Raw genomic sequence first — 18,862 nt, 5'->3', positions numbered from 1 at the left:
AATTCCAGCATGATGACCTTGCGTCAAATCCGGCACTTCATCGCCGTGGCCGAGACCGGCTCGATCTCCGCGGCGGCGCAAACCGCGTTTATTTCGCAGTCGACCCTGACCCTGGCGATCCAGCAACTGGAGCAGGAAATCGGCGTCAACCTGTTCAACCGCCACGCCAAGGGCATGACCCTGACCCACCAGGGCCATCAGTTTTTGCGCCAGGCGCACTTGATCCTGGCCACCGTCGACAACGCCAAGCGCAGCCTGCAGCAGAGCACCGATCAGGTGGCCGGGCAGTTGATCATCGGCGTAACCAGCCTGGTGGCCGGTTATTACCTGGCCGACCTGCTCACCCGTTTCCAGCGCGCCTACCCCAATGTGGAAATCCGCGTGATGGAAGATGAGCGCCCGTACATCGAGCATTTGCTGGTCAGCGGCGAGATCGATGTGGGCGTGTTGATCCTCTCCAACCTCGAAGACCGACACGCGCTGCAGACCGAAGTACTCACCCACTCGCCCCACCGCCTGTGGCTGCCGGCACAACATCCACTGCTGGAGCACGACAGCATCAACCTGGCCGATGTGGCGCGTGAGCCGTTGATTCAACTGAACGTCGACGAAATGGGCGACAACGCCCAACGCATGTGGGCCGCAGCCGGCCTGCAACCACGCGTCACCTTGCGCACCGCCTCCACCGAAGCCGTGCGCAGCCTGGTGGCCGCGGGCCTGGGCGTGTCGATCCAGCCGGACATGACCTACCGCCCCTGGTCCCTGGAAGGCGACATTATTGAAGCGCGCCCCCTCGCCGACCTCAGCCAGACCCTCGACGTCGGCCTCGCCTGGCGCCGTGGCACCGCACGGCCGGCGCTGGTCGACCCGTTCCTGACCGTGGCACGGGAACAGCCCCATCCACGCAAGCCATCTATTTAATCGAATGCTGCATTCAGTATTTAGTATTTGTTGGCCTCGCGTCTGACCTCTAGTCTCGGTACATCCATGAGAGACGGTCGGGCGCCCTGTAAGAGAACGCCCATGACCACACAAGAAAAGAGATCGCGAAAAATGTCCGCTGCGCCCACCCCGCTGCTCACTGCGTTGCTGATCGACGGCGAACTGGTCCAGGGCCAGGGCGTTGTCGAACCGATTCTCAACCCAGCCACGGGTGAAGTGCTGACCCAGATCGCCGAAGCCAGCACCGAACAGGTTGAAACCGCCATCCTCGCGGCCCACCGCGCATTTGCCGGCTGGTCACGCACCACGCCGCAGCAACGTTCAAACATTCTGCTGGGCATCGCCGACGCCATCGAGCACCAAGCCGACTACCTGGCCCGCCTCGAATCCCTAAACTGCGGCAAGCCGTTGCACCTGGCGCGCCAGGATGACTTGAGCGCCACCGTCGATGTGTTCCGCTTCTTTGCCGGCGCCGTGCGCTGCCAGACGGGCCAGCTCAGCGGCGAATACCTGCCGGGCTACACCAGCATGGTGCGGCGTGATCCGATTGGCGTGGTGGCTTCGATTGCACCGTGGAATTACCCGCTGATGATGGCCGCGTGGAAGATCGCCCCGGCCCTGGCCGCCGGCAATACCCTGGTGTTCAAGCCGTCGGAACACACGCCACTGTCGATCCTCGCCCTGGCCCCGGCCCTCAGCCAATTGTTGCCACGTGGGGTGATCAACATTCTGTGTGGCGGCGGCGAAGGCGTCGGCAGCCATCTGGTCAGCCACCCGAAGGTGCGCATGGTGTCGTTGACCGGCGATATCGTCACCGGGCAAAAAATCCTGCAAGCCGCGTCGAAAACCCTTAAACGCACGCACCTGGAACTGGGCGGCAAGGCGCCGGTGATCGTGTGTAACGACGCCGACCTGCAAGCCGTGGTCGAAGGCGTGCGCACCTACGGTTACTACAACGCCGGCCAGGACTGCACTGCCGCGTGCCGCATCTACGCCCAGGCGGGGATTCACGACAAATTGGTCGCCGACCTGGGTGCGGCGGTCAGCAGCCTGCGCTTTGCCGGCAAGCGCGACGCCGACAATGAGCTTGGCCCGTTGATCAGCACGCGCCAGCGCGACCGCGTCGCCAGTTTTGTCGAACGCGCCCTCGGCCAGCCGCATATCGAGCGAGTCACCGGCGCCGCCGTGCATTCCGGCGCGGGTTTCTTTTATCAGCCGACCTTGCTCGCTGGCTGCAAACAAAGGGATGAAATCGTCCAGCGCGAAGTGTTCGGCCCGGTGGTCACCGTGACCCGCTTCGACGAACTGGAACAGGCGGTGGACTGGGCCAACGACTCCGAATACGGCCTGGCCTCGTCGGTGTGGACCGAGAACCTGGACAAGGCGATGCAGGTGGCGGCGCGCCTGCAATACGGCTGCACCTGGATCAACAGCCATTTCATGCTGGTCAGCGAAATGCCCCACGGCGGCTTGAAGCGCTCCGGGTATGGCAAAGATCTGTCCAGCGATTCGCTACAGGACTACAGCGTGGTGCGGCACATCATGGCCCGCCACGGCCAGCACCTTTAAAACAACAACTAAGCTCATGCGTCACCGGCTGCAAAAAACTGCCCCGACCATAATTAAAGAAGAGGGATTCCCCATGTCCGCGCATAAGACCGCACTGCTCAGTGCCCTGACCACCGCGCTGCTGGCCAGCGCCAGCCTGCAGGCCGCCGAACCGCTCAAGGCGGTAGGTGCCGGCGAAGGCCAGTTGGATATCGTCGCCTGGCCCGGCTATATCGAACGTGGCGAAAGCGACAAAGCCTACGACTGGGTCACAGGTTTCGAGAAGGAAACCGGCTGCAAGGTCAATGTGAAAACAGCCGCCACCTCTGACGAAATGGTCAGTTTGATGGCCAAGGGCGGTTACGACCTAGTCACCGCGTCAGGCGATGCCTCGCTGCGTTTGATCGGCGGCAAGCGGGTGCAGCCGATCAACACCGCGTTGATCCCCAACTGGAAGAACATCGACCCGCGCCTGAAAGATGCGCCGTGATACGTGGTCGGCCAACAAACCTACGGCACCCCGTACCAGTGGGGGCCAAACGTGCTGATGTACAACACCAACGTGTTCAAGACCGCGCCCACCAGTTGGAACGTGCTGTTCGAGGCGCAGAACCTGCCGGACGGCAAGCCGAACAAAGGCCGCGTGCAAGCCTATGACGGCCCGATCTACATCGCCGATGCGGCGCTGTACCTCAAGTCGACCAAGCCGGAACTGGGCATCCAGAGCCCCTATGAACTGACCGAAACCCAGTACAAAGCCGTGCTCGAACTGCTGCGCGCGCAGCAACCGTTGATCCACCGCTACTGGCACGACACCACCGTGCAGATGAGTGACTTCAAGAACGAAGGCGTGGTCGCCTCCAGCGCCTGGCCGTATCAGGTCAACGGCCTGATCAACGAGAAACAGCCGATTGCCTCGACCATTCCCAAGGAAGGCGCCACCGGCTGGGCCGACACCACCATGCTGCACAGCGAGGCCAAGCACCCGAACTGCGCCTACAAGTGGATGGACTGGTCGCTGCAGCCGAAGGTCCAGGGCGATGTCGCCGCCTGGTTTGGCTCCCTGCCGGCGGTGCCGGCGGCCTGCACCGGCAGCGAATTGCTCGGCGCCGAGGGCTGCAAGACCAACGGTTTCGACCAGTTCGACAAGATCGCCTTCTGGAAAACCCCGCAGGCTGAAGGCGGCAAGTTCGTGCCGTACAGCCGCTGGACCCAGGATTACATCGCGATCATGGGCGGGCGCTAAGGCCCTTACAGTCGACGCCGGCCCCTGTGGGAGGGGGCTTGCCCCCGATAGCGGTGTGTCAGTCGACAGATGTGTGTCTGATGTACGGCTATCGGGAGCAAGCCCCCTCCCACAGGGTTGACCGCATTCACAGATGTTCTGTTTTTTCAGAAGTCCAGGCCGGGCCGCTGCGACGACCCGCGCCTTTTGGGAGCACCGCACCATGACGCTTGCAGTCCAATTCACCCACGTTTCCCGTCAGTTCGGCGAAGTGAAAGCCGTTGACCGAGTTTCCATCGATATCCAGGACGGCGAGTTCTTTTCCATGCTCGGCCCTTCCGGCTCGGGCAAGACCACCTGCCTGCGCCTGATCGCCGGGTTCGAGCAGCCGAGCGCCGGCTCGATCCGGATTCATGGCGAGGAAGCCGCCGGCTTGCCGCCGTATCAGCGTGACGTCAACACTGTGTTCCAGGATTACGCGCTGTTCCCCCACATGAATGTGCGCGACAACGTGGCCTACGGCCTGAAAGTCAAAGGAGTGGGCAAGACCGAGCGCCTCAACCGCGCTGAAGAAGCCCTGGCCATGGTCGCCCTCGGCGGCTACGGCGAGCGCAAGCCGGTGCAGCTTTCTGGCGGCCAGCGCCAACGGGTGGCCCTGGCCCGCGCGCTGGTCAATCGCCCGCGCGTCCTGCTGCTCGATGAACCGTTGGGCGCCCTCGACCTCAAGCTGCGCGAACAGATGCAAAGCGAGCTGAAAAAGCTGCAACGCCAGCTCGGCATCACGTTTATCTTCGTGACTCACGACCAGACCGAAGCGCTGTCGATGTCTGACCGCGTGGCCGTGTTCAACAAGGGCCGCATCGAACAGGTCGACACCCCGCGCAACCTCTATATGAAGCCGGCTACCGCGTTCGTCGCCGAATTCGTCGGCACCTCCAACGTAATTCGCGGCGAGCTGGCCCAGCGCCTCAGCGGCAGCCCGCAGCCGTTCTCGATCCGCCCCGAGCACGTGCGCTTCGCCGAAGGCCCGCTGGCGGCCAGCGAAGTGGAAATCAGCGGCCTGCTGCATGACATCCAGTACCAGGGCAGCGCCACCCGCTATGAACTGAAACTGGCGAACGGCCAGGCGTTGAACATCAGCCAGGCGAATAACCAGTGGCTGGACACCAGCAACGGCTATCAGGTCGGCCAGCCCATCAGCGTGCGCTGGGCGCGGGCAGCCATGACCACCCTGGCCGACCACGCAGGCGAGGTGTGACATGAGCCTGGCCCTGACCCAACCGCCGATGCGCAGGTTTTCCAACCTGCTGTACCGCAAGCCCAACCTCTACCTGGCGATGCTGCTGATACCGCCGCTGATCTGGTTCGGCGCGATCTACCTGGGCTCGTTGCTGACCCTGCTGTGGCAAGGCTTCTACACGTTCGACGACTTCACCATGGCCGTCACGCCGGACCTGACCCTGGCCAACTTCGCCGCGCTGTTCCAGCCGTCGAACTTCGACATCATCCTGCGCACCCTGAGCATGGCGATTGTGGTGTCGATCGCCAGCGCCGTCGTCGCCTTCCCGATCGCCTACTACATGGCGCGCTACACCACGGGCAAAACAAAGGCGTTTTTCTATATCGCGGTGATGATGCCGATGTGGGCCAGCTATATCGTCAAGGCGTATGCCTGGACCTTGCTACTGGCCAAAGGCGGCGTGGCGCAATGGTTTGTGCAACACCTGGGCCTGGAGCCGGTGTTGCAGTTCGTGCTGGGGATTCCCGGCGTGGGCGGCAGCACCTTGAGCACCTCGCACTTGGGGCGGTTCATGGTGTTCGTCTACATCTGGCTGCCGTTCATGATCCTGCCGATCCAGGCATCGCTGGAGCGTTTGCCGCCGTCGTTACTGCAGGCCTCGGCAGACCTGGGCGCCAAGCCGCGCCAGACCTTTATGCAGGTGATACTGCCGCTGTCGGTGCCGGGGATTGCGGCCGGTTCGATCTTCACGTTTTCGCTGACCCTGGGCGACTTCATCGTGCCGCAACTGGTGGGCCCGCCGGGTTACTTCGTCGGCGGCATGGTGTACGCCCAGCAAAGCGCCATCGGCAACATGCCCATGGCCGCGGCGTTCACCCTGGTGCCGATCGTGCTGATCGCGGTGTACCTGTCCATCGTCAAACGCCTGGGGGCCTTCGATGCACTCTGAGAAATCATCACTGGGCTTGAAGATGGCGGCCTGGGGCGGCTTGGTGTTTTTGCACTTCCCGATCCTGATCATCTTTCTCTATGCCTTTAACACCGAGGAAGCCGCGTTCAGCTTTCCACCCCAGGGCTTCACTCTGAGGTGGTTCAGCGTGGCCTTCGCGCGCCCCGACGTACTCGAAGCGATCAAGCTGTCGCTGCAGATCGCGGCGATCGCTACCCTGATCGCCATGGTCCTCGGCACCCTCGCTTCAGCCGCGCTGTATCGCCGCGAGTTCTTCGGCAAGCAAGGCGTGTCGCTGATGCTGATCCTGCCGATCGCGCTGCCGGGGATCATCACCGGGATCGCCCTGCTGGCGACCTTCAAGACGCTGGGCATCGAGCCTGGGATGTTCACCATCATCGTCGGCCACGCGACCTTCTGCGTGGTGATCGTCTACAACAACGTGATCGCCCGCTTGCGCCGCACCTCCCACAGCCTGATCGAAGCCTCGATGGACCTGGGCGCCGACGGCTGGCAGACCTTCCGCTACATCATCATGCCCAACCTGGGCTCGGCGCTGCTGGCCGGCGGCATGCTCGCGTTTGCACTGTCGTTCGACGAAATCATCGTCACCACCTTCACCGCCGGGCATGAGCGCACCTTGCCGCTGTGGCTGCTCAACCAGTTGAGTCGCCCGCGGGATGTGCCGGTGACCAACGTGGTGGCGATGCTGGTGATGATCGTGACGATGTTCCCGATTCTGGGTGCCTATTACCTGACCCGCGGCGGTGAAAGCGTGGCAGGCAGTGGCGGTAAATAACTTTTCCATTGAAGGAACCGGGTTCAACTGTGGGAGGGCGCTTGCTCCCGATAGCAGTACATCAGACACACCTGTATTGACTGGCACACCGCTATCGGGAGCAAGCCCCCTCCCACATTCAGACCCGGTTGCTTCAGGGCAATAACAATAGATTTTTTGGAGGCGTGAACCATGCAAACCAAACTCTTGATCAACGGCCAACTGGTCGAAGGCGAAGGCCCGGCACAAGCGGTGTTCAACCCGGCGTTGGGCCGTGTGCTGGTGGAAATCAAGGAAGCCAGCGAAGCCCAGGTCGACGCCGCCGTGCGTGCCGCCGATGCGGCGTTTGAAAGCTGGTCGCAAACCGCGCCCAAGGATCGCTCGCTGCTGCTGTTGAAACTGGCGGACGTGATCGAAGCCCACGGCGAAGAGCTCGCCAAGCTGGAGTCGGACAACTGCGGCAAACCCTACAGCGCTGCGCTGAATGACGAGATCCCGGCGATTGCCGATGTGTTCCGCTTCTTCGCCGGCGCCAGCCGCTGCATGAGCGGCTCGGCCGGCGGTGAATACCTGCCGGGCCACACCTCGATGATCCGCCGCGATCCGGTGGGGGTGATCGCCTCCATCGCCCCGTGGAACTACCCATTGATGATGGTCGCCTGGAAAATCGCTCCGGCCCTGGCCGCCGGTAATACCGTGGTGCTCAAGCCGTCGGAACAAACTCCGCTGACCGCGCTACGCATGGTTGAACTGGCGTCGGAGATTTTCCCGGCCGGCGTACTCAACCTGGTCTTCGGCCGTGGGCCTACCGTGGGCAGCCCGTTGGTGAACCACCCGAAAGTGCGCATGGTGTCGCTGACCGGCTCCATCGCCACGGGCGCCAACATCATCTCCAGCACCGCCGACAGCGTGAAGCGCATGCACATGGAGCTGGGCGGCAAGGCGCCGGTGATCATTTTCAACGACGCAGACATCGAGGCGGCGGTGGAAGGCATTCGCACCTTCGGTTTCTACAACGCCGGCCAGGATTGCACCGCTGCCTGCCGCATCTATGCCCAAGCGGAGATCTACGACACGTTCGTCGAGAAGCTCGGCGCCGCAGTCGCCAGCATCAAGTACGGCTTGCAGGATGACCCGACCACCGAGCTCGGCCCGCTGATCACCGCGCAACACCGCGAGCGCGTGGCCGGTTTCGTCGAACGTGCGGTGGCGCAGCCGCACATCCGCCTGGTGACCGGCGGCAAAGCGGTGGAAGGCAACGGTTTCTTCTTTGAACCGACGGTTTTGGCCGATGCGCAGCAGGACGACGAGATCGTGCGCCGCGAGGTGTTCGGGCCGGTAGTGTCGGTGACGAAGTTCAGTGATGAAGCACAGGTACTCGGCTGGGCCAACGATTCGGACTACGGCTTGGCATCGTCTGTGTGGACCGCTGATGTCGGACGTGCCCACCGCTTGGCCGCACGCTTGCAATACGGCTGCACGTGGGTGAACACCCACTTCATGCTCGTCAGCGAAATGCCTCACGGCGGTCAGAAACTGTCGGGGTATGGCAAAGACATGTCCATGTATGGGCTGGAGGACTACACCACCGTTCGCCATGTGATGTTCAAGCACTGAACCTCGCCCTGATGCCTTGACTGTAAGACATGTGAGCATCGCCAACCCGGATGCGGCGTATCGGGCAGTAGGGGAAGTGGGCTGGAATACAGTCTCGATGTGGGAGGGAGCAAGCCCCTCCCACATTGGATCTTCATAATTCCTGGGTAATGTGCTCAGTCACAGCCCGGAAATGTCTTGTCGCATTTGCCAAGCCATCATCCCGCTATCAATCATTTTTCCTACGTCATCGAACCGCTTAAGCTATCCGGCGTCTGTTTAATGTCCGTTGCGTTTGGCCGAAGGCATGTCCGAACCGAAATTTCTGATCCAGCACGTGCCAGGGCCGGCGCGGGATTTGCTCACGACAGGTTGTCTCTATGCACCGCAGGAATTTGCTCAAAGCGTCCATGGCCATTGCGGCTTACACCGGTTTATCGGCCAGCGGCCTATTGGCCGCGCAGGCCTGGGCCGGGAACCGCGCCGCCGACGGCAAGGCCGTGGCGTTCGATTTCGAAACGCTGAAGGCCCAGGCCAAGCAACTCGCCGGGACCGCGTATAAAGACACCAAACAGGTGCTGCCGCCCACCCTCGCGACAATGACCCCGCAAAATTTCAATGCCATCGGCTACGACGGCAACCATTCGCTGTGGAAAGAATTGAACGGCCAGTTGGACGTGCAGTTTTTCCACGTCGGCATGGGCTTCAAGACGCCCGTGCGCATGCACAGCGTCGACCCCAAGACCCGTGAAGCGCGCGAAGTGCATTTCCGCCCTTCGCTGTTCAACTATGAAAAATCCACGGTCGACACCCAACAACTGACCGGCGACCTGGGTTTCTCCGGCTTCAAGCTGTTCAAGGCGCCGGAGCTGGATCGCCATGACGTGTTGTCGTTTCTCGGCGCCAGTTACTTCCGCGCGGTGGATTCCACCGGGCAGTACGGACTTTCCGCACGGGGCCTGGCGATTGACACCTACGCGAAAAAGCGCGAGGAATTCCCCGACTTCACGCAGTTCTGGTTCGAAACCCCAGACAAAAACGCCACGCGCTTTGTGGTCTACGCCCTGCTCGATTCGCCGAGCGCCACCGGCGCCTACCGTTTCGATATCGACTGCCAGGCCAACCAGGTGGTGATGGCCATCGACGCGAACATCAATGCGCGCACCGCCATCGAACAACTGGGCATTGCCGCGATGACCAGCATGTTCAGCTGTGGTACCCACGAACGACGCATGTGCGACACCCTCCACCCGCAAATCCATGACTCGGACCGCCTGGCGATGTGGCGCGGCAACGGCGAGTGGATCTGCCGTCCGCTGAACAACCCGGCCAAGCTGCAATTCAATGCGTTCGCCGACACCGACCCGAAAGGCTTCGGCCTGGTGCAGACCGACCATGAATTTGCCAGCTACCAGGACACCGTCGACTGGTACAGCAAGCGCCCAAGCCTGTGGGTCGAACCGACCACCGCGTGGGGCGAAGGCTCGATCGACCTGCTGGAGATCCCGACCACCGGCGAAACCCTGGACAACATCGTGGCCTTCTGGACCCCGAAAAAACCCGTGGCCGCCGGTGACTCGCTCAACTATGGCTACAAATTGTACTGGAGCGCCCTGCCGCCGGTGAGCACACCGTTGGCGCAAGTCGATGCCACGCGTTCAGGCATGGGCGGTTTCACCGAGGGCTGGGCACCGGGCGAGCATTACCCGCTAGTCTGGGCGCGGCGGTTTGCTGTGGACTTCAAGGGCGGCGGCCTGGATCGCCTGCCACCTGGCACCGGCATCGAGCCGGTGGTGACCTGCTCCCACGGTGAAGTGAAAGACTTCAGCGTGCTGGTGCTGGACAACATCAAGGGCTATCGCATCCTCTTCGATTGGTACCCGACCAGCGACAGCGTGGAGCCGGTGGAGCTGCGCCTGTTTATCCGCACCCAGGACCGCACCTTGAGTGAAACCTGGTTGTATCAATACTTCCCGCCGGCGCCAGAGCAGCGTAAGTACACCTGATTCGACGATAAACCGCTCCAAAGCCGTCCGATTGTTTCCAAGGTATGGAACGATCGGACACGCCAGACACCCGCCTCATCCGTCGATGTATAGACACAGCTACGGCGCATGCTAGGATTTTTGCCACACGCGCCCGACTGCCGAGTGATGCCCATGTCTACTGATTCAAACGTCTCGCAGCTGACTATTTCGGCAAAAACCACGCCCAAACTCTCTGCTGCACAGCGTAAATTCAATGCTCTGTTGAAAAAAATCGACAAGCAACGTCTAACGCTCCAAGCCTGGGAAGCAGCCCTGCCCCTATACCATCAACGCTGGCATGAAGAATTCATGCCGCTAAAAGTCCAGTACGCTGAGCGCCAGGCTGCTCTATTGAGTGCGCTCGATAGAGCCAGTGATCGTATCAAGCTGGCAAAGGCTGACCGAAAGACCTTACAGGCGGTTATCTGTGAATTGGCCACCTCGCTGATGGATGACACCCATCGTGAGCAGATGAAGGCGCTGTATAACAAGCACAGTCAAGGTGACTTCGATGACGACGAACGCCAGGAAAACCTGATTATCAAAGAAGCCATGGAGCAAGCCTATGGCATAAAGCTGGGCGAAGATTTCGACTTCAGTTCTCCCGAAGCCCTTGCGCAACACCTGCAAGAGCACCTGATGGAGGAGAAAAAACAGCAGGATGAGCGTTCACCAAAAACCTCTACCGCTCGTGAAAAGCGCTTTGAAGAGCAGGCCAGACAAGCCAGTCAGTCAATGCGCGAGGTGTACCGCAAACTGGCCAGCGCACTGCATCCCGACCGGGAAACCGACGATGCTGAGCGCCAGCGCAAAACCGTCCTGATGCAGCGCGCCAATCAGGCCTATGCAGAACGTAACCTGCTGGCACTGCTGGAGTTGCAACTGGAGGCGGAGCATCTTGATGCGACAACCCTGCAGAATATGTCGGATGAGCGACTGCTCCACTACAACCATGTGCTGAGCGAGCAGTACGACGAACTGGTCATGGAAATCAGTGCCATTGCCTTTGATTTTGTCCGCCAGTTCGATGTCCAACCTTTTGCCGAGGTGACGCTGGCTAACAGCCGCACGCACGTCAATCGCGCGCTCAAAGACCTCCAGCATCAACTGGGCGACTTGGAACAACTAATGGTTGAAATCGAGAGTCCGAAAGGCCTGAAGCACTGGCTCAAAGCAGAACGCGCCGCAATGGAAGACGATCTGCTTTCAGCCTTTGGCGAATTCGATTTCTACGACGATCCAGACTTTTCGGACAATCGAGACTTCCCTGATGATTCAAACCGTTTCAAGTAGCGGCCCTCGCTTTCAGAACCGCGACACACTCTTCATCGCTCCAATCAGATAGCGCATAGCCACCTGATCGTTCTCGGTCAGGGCGCGATACTGCGCCAGCAATTCAGCTTCATCGGAACTCAACCTTCGGGCGCGCAAGGACACCCCGCAGTTCAGAAAAGACGCCACCACACCCGCTACACCATAGGACTTGGCCATGGACTGTTTCTCCTGATATCGATCAAAAACTCCGTGTGCCCATTACCCGCCTGCCGTGAAGCACAATGCCTCGGTAGACAAACCGACTGACTCCCTGGGCCAGAAATCAGACTTACCCTAAGCGTAGAAACAATCTCGTGCCGTGTGGGATTTTTTTAGAGTATTCACTTAAATAATTGGCTCAGGAATAAATACCTACAGCCATATCCCACAGCTCCCGGCAAAAAAAAACCCACCGGGTCAGGGTGGGTTTTGTTGGAGCCGATGAAGGATCAATCCCTGAGATCAGACTCATGAATCGGCTGATCCCGATGGGTCGCCCGCTGGTACTGGGCCGGCCAGGTCGCCAGGCGTCCGCCCAGGTCATCGTCGGCATGCAACGGCCAGTAAGGGTCACGCAGCAGTTCTCGGGCGAGGAAGATGATGTCGGCCTGGCAGGTGCGCAGGATATGTTCGGCCTGGGCCGGCTCGGTAATCATGCCCACGGTGCCGGTGGCGATACCCGACTCTTTGCGCACACGCTCGGCAAACCGCGTCTGGTAGCCGGGGCCGATGGGGATCTCGGCGTTGGCGGCGGTGCCGCCGGAGGACACGTCGATCAAGTCGACGCCCAAGTCTTTCAGGCGGCGCGCCAGCTCCACGGTTTCATCGGGGTTCCAGCCGTCTTCCACCCAGTCGGTGGCCGACACCCGCACAAACAGCGGCAGGTCTTGCGGCCAGACTTCGCGCACCGCTTCGGTGACTTGCAGTACCAGGCGGATACGGTTTTCAAAGGTTCCGCCGTACTGGTCCTGACGCTGATTGCTGATGGGCGAGAGGAATTGATGCAACAGGTAACCGTGAGCGGCGTGGATCTCCACCACTTCAAAACCGGCGGTCAACGCGCGCTTGGCAGCGGCGACAAAGTCAGCGATCACTTGCTCGATCCCCGCGTCGTCCAGTGGACGGGGCTGCGTGTGGTTCGGGTCAAAGGCAATCGGCGACGGCCCCACCGGCACCCAGCCGCCGTCTTCCGGCTTGACGCTGCCGTGCTTGCCGATCCACGGCCGATGGGTGCTGGCCTTACGCCCGGCGTGGGCCAGTTGAATCCCGGCCACCGCGCCCTGGGCCGCGATAAAGCGCGTGATGCGTTGCAGCGGGGCGATCTGTGCGTCGTTCCACAGGCCCAGGTCTTCGGCGGTGATACGGCCATCGGCGGTGACGGCGGTGGCTTCGGTGAAAATCAGCCCGGCCCCGCCGACGGCGCGACTGCCGAGGTGGACCAGGTGCCAGTCGTTGGCCAGGCCATCGACGCTGGAGTATTGGCACATCGGCGACACGGCAATGCGATTGAGCAGGGTCAATTGGCGCAGGGTGTAGGGTTCGAGCAACTGACTCATGGCGCACCTCTTCTGGGCTTTTTGGGTACTTCTGTAGGAGCGAGCTTGCTCGCGAAAGCCTCATGGGCGCCGCGTTTATCCAGGATCGACGCGTTACTATTAAGGTTTTTCGCGGGCAAGCCCGCTCCTACACAACAGTGCTTAGAGCCTAGTCGACAACAAGGGATCGCACAGGGTTCAGAAGGTAAAACGGGAGCCGATTGCCGGCTCCCGTTCAACTTCTGCTTACATTTCGACCTGGGTGCCCAGCTCGATCACCCGGTTGACCGGGAGTTTGAAGAAACGCAGGTTGCCGTTGGCGTTCTTCAACATGAACGCAAACAAACCTTCGCGCCAGCGGGCCATGCCTTTGATACGCGAGGCGATCACCGTTTCGCGGCTGAGGAAGTACGTGGTGCGCATCGGGCTGAAATCCAGATCATCCAGGTGGCACAGCTTCAGCGCTTGGGGCACGTCCGGCTCATCGATAAAGCCAAAGTGCAGGATCACGCGGAAGAACCCTTCGCCGTAGGCATCCACCTCGAAGCGCCGTGCGGCGGGAACGCGGGGAATATCTTCGTAGACCACCGTCAGCAACACCACTTGCTCGTGCAGCACCTGGTTATGCAGCAGGTTGTGCAACAGCGCATGCGGCACCGCGTCGGGCCGTGCGGTGAGGAACACTGCGGTGCCCTGCACGCGATGGGGCGGCTGCACGCGGATACTGCTGATAAAGATCGGCAACGGCAGGCCGCCTTCGTCGAGGCGGTCCATCAGCAGTTCCTTGCCGCGTTTCCACGTTGTCATCAGGATAAACAGCACGATCCCCGCCAATACCGGGAACGCACCACCCTGGACGATTTTCGGCACGTTGGCGGCGAAGAACAGCCCGTCGACCAAAAGGAAACCGATCAACACCGGAATCGCCAGCACTGGTGGCCATTTCCACAGCAACAGCATCACTGCCGACACCAGGATGCTGGTGATCAGCATAGTGCCGGTCACCGCCACGCCGTAGGCTGAAGCCAGTGCGGTGGACGACTCGAAGCCCAGCACCAGCAGGATCACGCCGACCATCAGCGACCAATTCACCGCGCCGATATAGATCTGGCCTTGTTCGGCGCTGGACGTATGCTGAATGTGCATGCGCGGGATGTAACCCAGCTGGATCGCCTGACGGGTCAGGGAGAACGCGCCGGAAATCACCGCCTGGGACGCAATCACCGTGGCCAGGGTGGACAACACCACCAACGGAATCAGCGCCCAGCTCGGTGCGAGCAGGTAGAACGGGTTACGCGCCGCTTCGGGGTTTTCGAGCAGCAGCGCACCTTGGCCGAAATAGTTGAGCACCAGCGCTGGCAGCACCAGGGCGAACCACGCACGGGCGATAGGCTTGCGCCCGAAGTGGCCCATGTCGGCGTACAGCGCTTCGGCACCGGTCAGCGCCAGCACCACGGCGCCGAGAATCGCCACACCCATGCCAGGGTGGACCATGAAGAAACGCACACCCCACACCGGGTTCAACGCGTTGAGCACTTCCGGATGCTGGCTGATGCCATTCACCCCCAAGCCCGCCAGCACCAGGAACCACAACACCATGACCGGCCCGAACAGCTTGCCGATGCGGTCGGTGCCATGTTTCTGGATCAGAAACAGGCCCACCAGCACCACCAGCGACAACGGCACGACCCAGCGTTCCAGCCCATCAAAGGCCAGTTCCAGGCCTTCTACCGCCGAGAGCACCGAGATTGCCGGGGTGATCATGCTGTCGCCGTAAAACAGCGCCGCACCGATTAAACCGAGAATCACCAGCACCGAGCGCAGTTTCGGATACGGCGACGCCGCCCGCCGCGCCAACGCGGTAAGGGCCATGATGCCGCCCTCGCCCTGGTTGTCGGCGCGCAGGATGAACAACACATACTTGATCGAAACGACCCAGATCAGCGACCAGAAGATCAGCGCCAGGATCCCGAAGACTCCGTCATGGTTGACCTGAACCCCATAACCACCGCTGAACACTTCTTTAAGGGTGTAGAGCGGGCTGGTCCCGATATCGCCGTAAACCACCCCGACCGCTGCCACCAGCATGCCAATCGGCTTGGCGTTGGAATGCTCGGCACCCGCTGCCTGACTACTTGCCTGACCCATCAACCACTCCTGCCCTATGACCTGAGGTCTCTTATAAACAATGCATCTAAGCTGACCTTAGCATGCGCTGTTTTACTTCTCGTAACAGACGTTTAATTGACCCAGGGATTTCACCCGTGAGCAACGGCGCGAAGCATAGCGCAGCACTCGTCGTATTTCCCTGCATAAAGCTGGTCAAGTGCGTTGCCCATCGCTAGAATTGCGCACTTTTTGATCAGAGGCACAAAAGCACCCTCTCTCACGAGAGCGCTAAGTGCCCGTCTACCGCCTTGTCGTGCCCGACTGGCGGCGTCATTCAATACCGAGGTTAGACATGTCCACCACCATCGCAAAAGCCAACCCCAAGGTCGGCTTTGTTTCCCTGGGCTGCCCAAAGGCTCTGGTCGACTCCGAACGCATCCTGACGCAACTGCGCATGGAAGGTTATGACGTCGTGTCCACTTACCAGGACGCGGACGTGGTGGTGGTCAACACCTGCGGCTTCATCGACTCGGCCAAGGCAGAGTCCCTGGAAGTGATCGGCGAGGCCATCAAGGAAAACGGCAAGGTCATCGTCACCGGCTGCATGGGTGTCGAAGAAGGCAATATCCGCAAGGTACACCCGAGCGTGTTGGCCGTGACCGGCCCGCAGCAGTACGAGCAGGTGGTCAACGCCGTGCATCAAGTGGTGCCGCCGCGCCAGGACCACAACCCGCTGATCGACCTGGTGCCGCCGCAAGGCATCAAGTTGACCCCGCGCCACTACGCATACCTGAAGATTTCCGAAGGCTGCAACCATAGCTGCAGCTTCTGCATCATCCCGTCGATGCGCGGCAAGCTGGTCAGCCGCCCGGTGGGTGACGTGCTGGACGAAGCCCAGCGCCTGGTCAAATCCGGCGTGAAAGAGCTATTGGTGATCTCCCAGGACACCAGCGCCTACGGCGTCGACGTGAAATACCGCACCGGCTTCTGGAACGGCGCGCCGGTGAAAACCCGCATGACCGAACTGTGCGAAGCCCTCAGCAGCCTGGGCGTGTGGGTGCGCCTGCATTACGTGTACCCGTACCCGCACGTAGACGAGCTGATCCCGTTGATGGCCGCCGGCAAGATCCTGCCGTACCTGGACATCCCGTTCCAGCACGCCAGCCCGAAAGTGCTCAAAGCCATGAAACGCCCGGCCTTCGAAGACAAGACCCTGGCGCGTATCAAGAACTGGCGCGAGATCTGCCCGGATCTGATCATCCGTTCGACCTTCATCGTTGGCTTCCCTGGCGAAACCGAGGAAGACTTCCAGTACCTGCTCGACTGGCTGACCGAAGCCCAGTTGGACCGCGTCGGCTGCTTCCAGTACTCGCCGGTGGAAGGCGCTCCGGCCAACCTGCTGGACCTGGCCGTGGTGCCGGATGACATCAAGCAGGACCGTTGGGAGCGCTTCATGGCGCACCAGCAGGCAATCAGCTCGGCGCGCCTGCAACTGCGCATCGGCAAGGAAATCGAAGTACTGATCGACGAAGTCGACGAGCAAGGCGCCGTGGGCCGCTGCTTCTTCGACGCACCGGAAATCGACGGTAACGTATTTATCGACGATGCCAGCGGTTTGAAACCGGGTGACAAGGTCTGGTGCACCGTGACCGATGCCGACGAATACGACCTGTGGGCTGAAAAGCGCGACTGATAGCATCAGGCACCGGTAAAAAAACTCGAAAAGCCCTGCCTCTGGACAAGATGCGGGGCTTTTTTAGGTCTATCGTCTTGCCCATCGGTACCGATCATCTACAAAAGGGCAGCGGGCATGCGTCAGCATTCGGTTATCCACACCCCAAAAACCAGCGACTTCACGGAATTGGCGCGTATTTGGGAGGCTTCGGTGCGTGCCACCCATGATTTTCTGCCGGACAGCTACATCATGTTGCTGAAAAACCTGGTGCTGACCCGCTACCTGGATGCGGTCATGCTGATCTGCACCAAGGACACACACCAACGCATCACCGGGTTCGCCGGGGTGGCCGCGGGCAAGGTCGAGATGCTGTTTATCGACCCACAGCACCGTGGCCAGGGCCTGGGCCGACAATTGCTGCGTTATGCAATCGAGCGCATGAACGCCGATGAGCTGGACGTCAACGAACAGAACCCGCAGGCGCTGGGTTTTTACTTCAAGCAAGGCTTCGAGGTCATCGGCCGCACGGAGCACGATGGCCTTGGGCAACCTTATCCGCTGCTACACATGCGTTTGCGCCAGGTGCAGCAAGAGGCGCGTCGGGGCTAAATGAAATGGGGCCGGGATTAACCGCGTCCACACAGGTACAATAGCGGCCCCCTTTTGCTACGGCCTTTGTCATGACTGACCCCATACGCCTCTCCAAACGCCTTATCGAACTGGTCGGTTGCTCCCGTCGGGAGGCTGAGCTGTTTATCGAAGGCGGCTGGGTCTCGGTGGACGGTGAAGTGATTGACGAACCGCAGTTCAAGGTCACCACCCAGAAGGTCGAACTGGACCCCGAGGCCAGGGCCACCGCGCCAGAGCCGGTGACCATCCTGCTGCACGCGCCTGTCGGCATGAATGCCGAGACGGCGATGGCTTCGATCAGCGCCGAAACGCTGTCGGAAGAACACCGCTTCAGCAAGCGCCCACTCAAGGGCCACTTCCTGCGCCTGACCGCCAGCGCCGACCTGCAAGCCAAGGCCAGCGGCCTGTTGGTGTTTACCCAGGATTGGAAGATTCTGCGCAAGTTGACCGCCGATGCCGCCAAGATCGAGCAGGAATACGTGGTGGAGGTCGAAGGTGACATGGTTGCTCACGGCCTGAACCGCCTCAACCACGGCCTGACCTACAAAGGCAAAGAGCTGCCGGCGGTGAAAGCCAGTTGGCAGAACGAAAACCGCCTGCGCTTTGCGATGAAAAACCCGCAACCTGGGGTGATTGCCTTGTTCTGCGAAGCCGTCGGCTTGAAAGTCATCGCCATCCGTCGCATCCGCATCGGTGGTGTGTCCATCGGCAAGGTGCCGGTGGGCCAATGGCGCTACCTGTCTGGCAAAGAGAAGTTCTAAGCCACTCCCCTTTTTTTGACACCGCCTACGTGGGCGGTGTCCACCGTTGAAAACCAGGATTGCCCACCATGATTCACAACGACGTACTGCGCAGCGTGCGCTACATGCTCGACATCAGTGACAACAAGATGGTCGAACTCATCAAACTCGGCGGCATGGACGTGACCAAGGAAGACCTGCTGACTTACCTCAAGAAAGACGAGGAAGAAGGCTTTGTATTCTGCCCGGATGAGGTCATGGCGCACTTCCTTGACGGCCTGGTGGTTTTCAAGCGCGGCAAGGACGACAGCCGTGCGCCGCAGCCGATCGAAACCCCGGTGACCAACAACATCATCCTCAAGAAGCTGCGCGTGGCCTTCGAACTGAAGGAAGACGACATGCACGCCATCCTCAAGGCCGCCGAGTTCCCGGTGTCCAAGCCTGAGCTGAGCGCGCTGTTCCGCAAGTTCGGCCATACCAATTACCGCACCTGCGGCGACCAGTTGCTGCGCAACTTCCTCAAGGGCCTGACCCTGCGGGTTCGCGCGTAAGCC

Annotated in this window: 15 protein-coding genes and 1 pseudogene; 13 read left to right on the top strand and 3 right to left on the bottom strand. The window is 60.8% G+C overall.

Annotated elements, in window-relative coordinates; all coding sequences use genetic code 11:
* Window positions 1–9: 9 nt before the first annotated feature.
* The 9 genes and pseudogenes from ACP7CJ_RS01580 (at window position 10) to ACP7CJ_RS01540 (ending at window position 11,598) form a co-directional block, all read left to right on the top strand.
* Window positions 10–921: a LysR family transcriptional regulator gene (locus ACP7CJ_RS01580; protein ID WP_276196807.1), complete on the top strand. Its 912-nt coding sequence runs from the start codon at window positions 10–12 to the stop codon at window positions 919–921.
* 132 nt (window positions 922–1,053) lie between these two features.
* The gene (locus ACP7CJ_RS01575; protein WP_426099584.1) at window positions 1,054–2,511 is read left to right on the top strand and encodes a gamma-aminobutyraldehyde dehydrogenase; all 1,458 of its coding nucleotides are present in this window, start codon (window positions 1,054–1,056) and stop codon (window positions 2,509–2,511) included.
* A gap of 73 nt (window positions 2,512–2,584) precedes the next feature.
* A pseudogene (gene ydcS, locus ACP7CJ_RS01570) lies at window positions 2,585–3,736 on the top strand (putative ABC transporter substrate-binding protein YdcS).
* Window positions 3,737–3,938: 202 nt separating this feature from the next.
* Window positions 3,939–4,973: an ABC transporter ATP-binding protein gene (locus ACP7CJ_RS01565; RefSeq protein WP_426099585.1), complete on the top strand. Its 1,035-nt coding sequence runs from the start codon at window positions 3,939–3,941 to the stop codon at window positions 4,971–4,973.
* Between the two features lies 1 nt (window position 4,974).
* Window positions 4,975–5,904, top strand: a complete 930-nt coding sequence (locus ACP7CJ_RS01560) for an ABC transporter permease (protein ID WP_426099586.1) — start codon at window positions 4,975–4,977, stop codon at window positions 5,902–5,904.
* The gene (locus tag ACP7CJ_RS01555) at window positions 5,894–6,703 is read left to right on the top strand and encodes an ABC transporter permease (RefSeq protein WP_276196803.1); all 810 of its coding nucleotides are present in this window, start codon (window positions 5,894–5,896) and stop codon (window positions 6,701–6,703) included. Before ACP7CJ_RS01560 ends, ACP7CJ_RS01555 begins: the two co-directional genes overlap by 11 nt.
* A 171-nt stretch (window positions 6,704–6,874) precedes the next feature.
* Window positions 6,875–8,299, top strand: coding sequence for a gamma-aminobutyraldehyde dehydrogenase (locus ACP7CJ_RS01550; protein WP_426099587.1), 1,425 nt, complete (start codon window positions 6,875–6,877; stop codon window positions 8,297–8,299).
* Window positions 8,300–8,658: 359 nt separating this feature from the next.
* The gene (locus ACP7CJ_RS01545; RefSeq protein ID WP_276196801.1) at window positions 8,659–10,284 is read left to right on the top strand and encodes a glucan biosynthesis protein D; all 1,626 of its coding nucleotides are present in this window, start codon (window positions 8,659–8,661) and stop codon (window positions 10,282–10,284) included.
* 153 nt (window positions 10,285–10,437) lie between these two features.
* Window positions 10,438–11,598, top strand: coding sequence for a J domain-containing protein (locus tag ACP7CJ_RS01540; protein WP_426099588.1), 1,161 nt, complete (start codon window positions 10,438–10,440; stop codon window positions 11,596–11,598).
* Window positions 11,599–11,610: 12 nt separating this feature from the next.
* On the opposite strand, the gene ACP7CJ_RS01535 is transcribed toward ACP7CJ_RS01540, so the two are convergent.
* The 3 genes from ACP7CJ_RS01535 to ACP7CJ_RS01525 form a co-directional block, all read right to left on the bottom strand.
* Window positions 11,611–11,796: a hypothetical protein gene (locus ACP7CJ_RS01535; protein ID WP_276196799.1), complete on the bottom strand. Its 186-nt coding sequence runs from the start codon at window positions 11,794–11,796 to the stop codon at window positions 11,611–11,613.
* Window positions 11,797–12,068: 272 nt separating this feature from the next.
* Window positions 12,069–13,175, bottom strand: a complete 1,107-nt coding sequence (locus ACP7CJ_RS01530; RefSeq protein ID WP_276196798.1) for an NADH:flavin oxidoreductase/NADH oxidase — start codon at window positions 13,173–13,175, stop codon at window positions 12,069–12,071.
* Between the two features lie 225 nt (window positions 13,176–13,400).
* Complete coding sequence (locus ACP7CJ_RS01525; RefSeq protein WP_426099589.1) at window positions 13,401–15,302, bottom strand: potassium transporter Kup; 1,902 nt, start codon at window positions 15,300–15,302, stop codon at window positions 13,401–13,403.
* A 313-nt stretch (window positions 15,303–15,615) separates the two neighbouring features.
* On the opposite strand from ACP7CJ_RS01525, the gene rimO reads away from it, so the two are divergent.
* From rimO to ACP7CJ_RS01505, 4 genes are all read left to right on the top strand, one after another.
* Window positions 15,616–16,956 carry a 30S ribosomal protein S12 methylthiotransferase RimO gene (gene rimO, locus ACP7CJ_RS01520; RefSeq protein ID WP_426099590.1) on the top strand — a complete coding sequence of 447 codons (1,341 nt, stop codon included), beginning with the start codon at window positions 15,616–15,618 and terminating at the stop codon, window positions 16,954–16,956.
* Window positions 16,957–17,073: 117 nt separating this feature from the next.
* Window positions 17,074–17,547 carry a GNAT family N-acetyltransferase gene (locus ACP7CJ_RS01515; RefSeq protein WP_276196796.1) on the top strand — a complete coding sequence of 158 codons (474 nt, stop codon included), beginning with the start codon at window positions 17,074–17,076 and terminating at the stop codon, window positions 17,545–17,547.
* A 71-nt stretch (window positions 17,548–17,618) separates the two neighbouring features.
* A complete protein-coding gene (locus ACP7CJ_RS01510) occupies window positions 17,619–18,329 on the top strand; it encodes an rRNA pseudouridine synthase (RefSeq protein WP_426099591.1) in 711 nt (236 codons plus the stop codon).
* Window positions 18,330–18,397: 68 nt separating this feature from the next.
* Window positions 18,398–18,859: a DUF1456 family protein gene (locus tag ACP7CJ_RS01505; protein ID WP_247402920.1), complete on the top strand. Its 462-nt coding sequence runs from the start codon at window positions 18,398–18,400 to the stop codon at window positions 18,857–18,859.
* Window positions 18,860–18,862 lie beyond the last annotated feature (3 nt).

This window comes from Pseudomonas sp. PSPC3-2, assembly GCF_049897085.1.
GTDB classification, from domain to species: domain Bacteria; phylum Pseudomonadota; class Gammaproteobacteria; order Pseudomonadales; family Pseudomonadaceae; genus Aquipseudomonas; species Aquipseudomonas paraveronii.
Note: the sequence above shows the minus strand (reverse complement) of the source record. Positions and strands in the feature narration are given on the sequence as shown.

Excerpts from the sequence above, each read along its gene's own strand:
- ACP7CJ_RS01530 (WP_276196798.1), bottom strand. The coding sequence starts at position 13,175 with ATGAGTCAGTTGCTCGAACCCTACACCCTGCGCCAATTGACCCTGCTC.
- ACP7CJ_RS01545 (WP_276196801.1), top strand. The coding sequence starts at position 8,659 with ATGCACCGCAGGAATTTGCTCAAAGCGTCCATGGCCATTGCGGCTTAC.
- ACP7CJ_RS01505 (WP_247402920.1), top strand. The coding sequence starts at position 18,398 with ATGATTCACAACGACGTACTGCGCAGCGTGCGCTACATGCTCGACATC.
- ACP7CJ_RS01555 (WP_276196803.1), top strand. The coding sequence starts at position 5,894 with ATGCACTCTGAGAAATCATCACTGGGCTTGAAGATGGCGGCCTGGGGC.
- ACP7CJ_RS01580 (WP_276196807.1), top strand. The coding sequence starts at position 10 with ATGATGACCTTGCGTCAAATCCGGCACTTCATCGCCGTGGCCGAGACC.
- ACP7CJ_RS01550 (WP_426099587.1), top strand. The coding sequence starts at position 6,875 with ATGCAAACCAAACTCTTGATCAACGGCCAACTGGTCGAAGGCGAAGGC.
- ACP7CJ_RS01560 (WP_426099586.1), top strand. The coding sequence starts at position 4,975 with ATGAGCCTGGCCCTGACCCAACCGCCGATGCGCAGGTTTTCCAACCTG.
- rimO (WP_426099590.1), top strand. The coding sequence starts at position 15,616 with ATGTCCACCACCATCGCAAAAGCCAACCCCAAGGTCGGCTTTGTTTCC.
- ACP7CJ_RS01540 (WP_426099588.1), top strand. The coding sequence starts at position 10,438 with ATGTCTACTGATTCAAACGTCTCGCAGCTGACTATTTCGGCAAAAACC.
- ACP7CJ_RS01535 (WP_276196799.1), bottom strand. The coding sequence starts at position 11,796 with ATGGCCAAGTCCTATGGTGTAGCGGGTGTGGTGGCGTCTTTTCTGAAC.
- ACP7CJ_RS01525 (WP_426099589.1), bottom strand. The coding sequence starts at position 15,302 with ATGGGTCAGGCAAGTAGTCAGGCAGCGGGTGCCGAGCATTCCAACGCC.
- ACP7CJ_RS01565 (WP_426099585.1), top strand. The coding sequence starts at position 3,939 with ATGACGCTTGCAGTCCAATTCACCCACGTTTCCCGTCAGTTCGGCGAA.
- ACP7CJ_RS01515 (WP_276196796.1), top strand. The coding sequence starts at position 17,074 with ATGCGTCAGCATTCGGTTATCCACACCCCAAAAACCAGCGACTTCACG.
- ACP7CJ_RS01510 (WP_426099591.1), top strand. The coding sequence starts at position 17,619 with ATGACTGACCCCATACGCCTCTCCAAACGCCTTATCGAACTGGTCGGT.
- ACP7CJ_RS01575 (WP_426099584.1), top strand. The coding sequence starts at position 1,054 with ATGTCCGCTGCGCCCACCCCGCTGCTCACTGCGTTGCTGATCGACGGC.